This window comes from Anaeromassilibacillus sp. Marseille-P3371 (assembly GCF_900169665.1).
Classification (GTDB): Bacteria; Bacillota; Clostridia; order Oscillospirales; family Acutalibacteraceae; genus Anaeromassilibacillus.
In genome coordinates, this window is record NZ_LT835157.1 from 2,435,031 (window position 1) to 2,436,599 (window position 1,569).

Here is a 1,569-nt window from a genome sequence, read left to right on the forward strand (position 1 = left end):
CGCCAGTCCGTTTCCATTGACCACGGTCATCTTGAAGGTGTACATGCTTCCTCTGTTCAGCGTGATGGCATTTGCCGCATCACTGCGCACACTTGCCGCTGCACTCTGGCTTGCGGAAACCACACCCGCTGCTCCATATGTGTTGCTCACATTTCTCGATGTGGAGCCGCTCTTCTTCACTGTCGCCGTCTTTGTCTCCAGGTTTTGGATGCTTGCTTCCAGTGCTTCTACTGCACTCTTGACCTCTTCTTCGGTCGCTGCTTCATTGTTCAACACAACCTTTGCGTTGCTCAATGCCTTCTGCATCGCTGCCACGCTCTTTGCTGTGTACTTGCTGGTGTTCACTGCCTCTGCTTTTCCAATCAGGTCTTTCAAAGCGTCCTTGTTCGGAATCATACGCAGTGCTGTAATCGCATTGAGCAGTTCTTCGGCCTTCTCATCCACTGCCTCCTGGGTTGCATTGTCATTTTCCAACAGAGTTTCTGCATCACCCAGGACGGTTTTAAAGGTAGCCCATGTTTCATCCTGGATGTACTTCGAAGCATTCTCTACAATTTTCTTACCTTCTGCTACCAAAGCTTCCAGATCCGTCATGTCTGCACGGAAGACCAGGTTGTCAAGCGCTTCATACAGCGCTTCTGCCGCCGCCTGAATATCTGCTTCCAGTACTTCCTCGTCGTCCATCAGGTCCTCTGCCGCCTTGTATGCGTCGTCCAGTGCCTGTACGCTCTCCGGCGTGAAGTTCTCTCGATTGATGCTCTTTGCAATCTCCATCGGGATTTCCAGCTGGCTCTTGTCGCCCGCTGCAAAGCTCAGATACTGCAATGCCTCGATCAGCTCAAACATCGCGTTGTTGATCTCGTCCTGGCTTGCGGTCTTCTTTTCTTNGAATGGCTTGTGTCTTTTGCACGCCCTCCAGCGTTCAGCCAATGGTCACCGTGCAATGCAGCTTCGCATTCTGGCCCGGAAGTGTAGTGTAAACGCCTGTGCTCTGGCTCGGTGTGCCAACTGCATACACTCTGTAGTAGTAGTCATTGCCGATCTGGGACACAAACTGCGTCTTCAGAATGCTTCCGTTGCCCACTGTGAAGCTCGGCGCCAGTCCGTTTCCATTGACCACGGTCATCTTGAAGGTGTACATGCTTCCTCTGTTCAGCGTGATGGCATTTGCCGCATCACTGCGCACACTTGCCGCTGCACTCTGGCTTGCGGAAACCACACCCGCTGCTCCATATGTGTTGCTTACATTTCTCGATGTGGAGCCGCTCTTCTTCGCTGTCGTCGTCTTTGTCTCCAGGTTCTGGATGCTTGCTTCCAGTGCTTCTACGGCACTCTTGACCTCTTCTTCGGTCGCTGCTTCATTGTTCAACACAACCTTTGCGTTGCTCAATGCCTTCTGCATCGCTGCCACGCTCTTTGCTGTGTACTTGCTGGTGTTCACTGCCTCTGCTTTTCCAATCAGGTCTTTCAAAGCGTCCTTGTTCGGAATCATACGCAGTGCTGTAATCGCATTGAGCAGTTCTTCGGCCTTCTCATCCACTGCCTCCTGGGTTGCATTGTCATTTTCCA

General features: G+C 52.1%; 2 protein-coding genes. Both read right to left on the reverse strand.

The genetic code is table 11. The features are described 5' to 3' along the window. Positions 1-846 (reverse strand): FIVAR domain-containing protein (locus B9Y59_RS15800; protein WP_198945612.1); only part of this gene is annotated, 846 nt, incomplete at its 3' end. Between the two features lie 76 nt (positions 847-922). Continuing rightward, positions 923-1,569 (reverse strand): FIVAR domain-containing protein (locus B9Y59_RS10190; RefSeq protein ID WP_198945613.1); only part of this gene is annotated, 647 nt, incomplete at its 5' end.